The sequence below is a fragment of the Viscerimonas tarda genome (assembly GCF_054601255.1).
Genome location: NZ_BAAHWV010000086.1, coordinates 1 through 3,561 on the forward strand (window position 1 = coordinate 1; position 3,561 = coordinate 3,561).

A 3,561-nucleotide genomic window follows, 5' to 3' on the forward strand; every position below is an offset into this window, starting at 1 on the left:
GAAATGTTTCCGTTGTAGCGGGGAGTACCGCCAAAGGCCGGTTGATTGTAATAGATATTTTCCGACAATCGCGTTCCCGAGATATTTGTCAACCACGAGCGGGTGTTGTAGGTATAGGTGAGCTTCAGAACTTTCATAATCAAATACTTATCATAATTCTTATACACACGGGCTGCAAGCCCGCACGAGCGGGATTATACATTTACTCTTGACCATTATTTACCATGATATTTTTTTATAATAATAATCACCCCTCGTACATATTGTGCTAATAGTAAATTGGGGTACACATCCAAAAAGAGATTTATTATTTATCGACATGTTAAAACCAACCATCATATTACCTTCTTTATAAGAAAGACTAATATTTCTATTCCAACTCCAATATCCTTTTGTAATACGATATGTTCCATGTCCAAAATAATTACTTTTAAAGGTTTTATCATCAAATAATACTAAAGTATCTTTTCTATTAGGTCTTTCAAAAGTGCAAGATGGATTATCAGACATTGATTCCTGGTAGTTATTTACATATTTTCCTGTCAATTCTTTTTCAGAATATACTCGGTATGAGCCACAGTATAATAGTAGTATAATGCTGCAAACTACTATCATAATCAATATTATCCGAATAATAATTTTCATTATCTTTTTCATTTTGTCCAGAATAAATGGTTTTGATAAGTATTTGTACGTGGAGCAGGAGGCGTAGTCCAAGTGCCAGCCCACGGATTGTAATATTGTTTACCCCTATCATAGTTCTGATAAGTAGGAGTTAAATGATAATACAAAGATGATTTTGATTTGGAATCTTGTACCAAATTCAGCGTATTTTCCCCTAACTTATAGAAACTGGCGTTGTAACTTCCCATCATTTGAGCTTGGTCGTTGCTTATTCCTGTTTTGAAAATATCAGTTATCCCCCAATTCACCTCATAAGGAGCTTTAGAGTTCCCCGACGCATTAAATTCTGATAGTTTTTCTTGATATAAATAATGTTCCTGAATAGCTTCATTTGCTGGATGATTCCCCTCGAAAATACTTTTTGAAGGTCCCGTTCCATCAAGAAACTCATTTGTGATAGTTTTCCAATTTACATCATTTCCGCGAATTTCGCCACCTTTTAATATATTTCGCCCATCGGACATTTCAATCCAATTCCCATTTCTATCCGTAACATTGGTAATTTCAAAACCTGCATCGTTCTTGATACCCATGTGATAGAAATCAATGCCTATATTGCCACCAATTTCTGATATTTTTCTCCAATCATTGTCTATATAATCAAACTCATCCATCCCCGTAGGGTCAATATTGCGAATCGGATTATTAGCACAATACGCATAAGGCGACCAATTATAATAACTCTCAGCATGCGGATCCACCGTATCAAACCCGCCATAGTCGTTCAAGCGTCGAGCTTCAAAATCATACAACCCCAACCCAAACATAGGCTCAGCCTCCTTCCCACCAAACTTATAAGGTTGAAAGCCTTCACTTGTACTTTCGCCATTGCCTATCGTCTTGCCGTAGGGATAATAATACAGCCGTTGCCTCACTACGCCATTGGCATCCACCACCACGCTGTTATTGCCCAAGTGATCGCGCAGGTAAAAGTAGTAAATATTATTCTCAATGTAGCCGTTGTCGAACAAAATTTTCTTCAAAGTTAATGTAGAACCTACTGTCTCGTAAACCTTGTTGCCCACATAGTGCCGCTTCAGGTTGGCATTGGGATTATACCGCTGTGTAAGCGGCAATTTCTTTTCCCTTTGCGGCGAAGCCGCAAAAATCCCGCCCTCTTTTTTCTTGCCGCAAAGCGGCAATGTTTTTTCTGATTTGGACTAACAAACAAATCCCGCTAATCAGTTTCAAACCAGCGGGATTTGTTTGTTTAATCAGTTTTGGGACACTCGAAACATAACCTGTCAGATTAAATCTTGACTATTACAATTTAGGCGAAACAAAAACAGGATATTCCTCTTTGCGAGATAACCTCTCTTTTCCGTTTGTAGTCCATTTCATTTTTTTGACTACCGTTGTTTTTACTTCATCAAGCGGGTCTCGGTGCTTGATAACCTTTTCGATATATAAGAAGCCGTTTTTTATTTCAAGCACCCACGACTTTCTTGCATTTGTAGAATAAACCATATTTCTATTTCCTAACCACGCATTACAGTCCATTTGCAATGAATCTTCTTTTAAAATAGTTTGTATTGTGGCGTAGCCTCTCGAAAGCAAGGATTTATTAAACAGGTTAATATTTTCAAAACCGACAGGGCTTTTATTTCCCCAAAAATCAAAAGGAACAACAGACCTTATGAATTGACGACTGCCGATGTTGTCAATTAAAAGCAAGGTGTCGCCTTTGAATGTCAGTTCAAAAATTTTAGTATTCCAGTTTTCGTCTTCCCCTGAAATAAAACATTTTTCCGAGTCAATATCAATAATGTAATATTGACGTGGCTCTGTTTGAATAATATAATGCAACACACACTCAGGAATTTTGTCTTCATCGCTTTCTTCTCTATCGTATTTTTGAGCAATTGAAATGAAGAAACAATAGTTTATAGTGTCAACACATTCGCAGGGCAAATAATTTTCTCTATCTCTAATATATTCAATATTTATCCAATTGGTATTGAAAATATTACATATCTCTTGTCCAAGGCAAGAAAATATTGAAAGAAGTGAAATTAAAATATTTAGTATAAACTTTTTCATATTATTTTCTAATAGTTCTGCTTTTACGGACTTCTGAAACGGTATAAGTTGCTTTTCTTTGTTCCATTCTTCCTGAAATCATTCCTGTTGATGTATTTAATGTCATATTATTGTTACGGCTTTTTCCTAACAAAGTACCATTATCCAAATAATTAAAAGTAATTGTTCCGTTTTTATCAACGTTTGAAGAACGAATAACAACGAAATGACTTGTGGATTGGTTATAATTACCTTTTTCATAACCTACATTACCTTTACCATCTGATTGTTCAACTCCTACCATAACTGGTTTTCCTGCATTTAGGTCTGTTTGTATTTTTATTGCACCTCCAATGGTATTTTCTTGTATATCACTATCAAGAACAGTATTGACTTTTGTATGAATAGCAGAGGTTGGCGAAAGAGGTGAATAGCCTTCATTTTCCATCTGTGTTGTAGCTGCATCATAGCAATTGCCTGCATACAGAACAAGTGCTGCACCATTAGTAACATCACTAACATTCGTAAAATAGTCGGCAAAAGCAACACTGCCATCCATCATAGCAGAAATAGCATCTTCCGAACCTGACGCAATATGAGCCATCGCATCTTTGTTACTCAAATTTGCATTTAGAACTCTTATATCTTCGTTGTCGCCTAATTGTCCTAAACGAGTACCGTCTTGTGCATAATAGACTTCTCTGCCATCGGGGTCAACATATTTTAGAGGGTTATTCGCGCAATAGGCATACGGACTAATCGAATAATACTTCTCCGCCAGCGGATCCATACTAGTAAACCCTCCATACCCATCCAACTGCCTGGCCTCAAAATCATACAGGCCCAATCCAAACATAG

4 protein-coding genes are annotated in these 3,561 nt (G+C 36.6%); all 4 read right to left on the reverse strand.

Annotated features, from left to right (window positions below; all coding sequences use genetic code 11):
* Window positions 1–219: 219 nt before the first annotated feature.
* Entirely contained in the window at window positions 220–645 is a 426-nt protein-coding gene (locus ACYPWY_RS15705; RefSeq protein ID WP_459686489.1) for a hypothetical protein, read from the reverse strand.
* An 8-nt stretch (window positions 646–653) separates the two neighbouring features.
* The gene (locus ACYPWY_RS15710; RefSeq protein WP_459686490.1) at window positions 654–1,826 is read right to left on the reverse strand and encodes an RHS repeat domain-containing protein; all 1,173 of its coding nucleotides are present in this window, start codon (window positions 1,824–1,826) and stop codon (window positions 654–656) included.
* A 121-nt stretch (window positions 1,827–1,947) separates the two neighbouring features.
* Window positions 1,948–2,724, reverse strand: coding sequence for a hypothetical protein (locus tag ACYPWY_RS15715; protein WP_459686491.1), 777 nt, complete (start codon window positions 2,722–2,724; stop codon window positions 1,948–1,950).
* 1 nt (window position 2,725) lies between these two features.
* Window positions 2,726–3,561: RHS repeat-associated core domain-containing protein (locus tag ACYPWY_RS15720; RefSeq protein WP_459686492.1), on the reverse strand; the 836-nt coding region annotated here is incomplete at its 5' end.

Excerpts from the sequence above, each read along its gene's own strand:
- ACYPWY_RS15715 (WP_459686491.1), bottom strand. The coding sequence starts at position 2,724 with ATGAAAAAGTTTATACTAAATATTTTAATTTCACTTCTTTCAATATTT.
- ACYPWY_RS15705 (WP_459686489.1), bottom strand. The coding sequence starts at position 645 with ATGAAAATTATTATTCGGATAATATTGATTATGATAGTAGTTTGCAGC.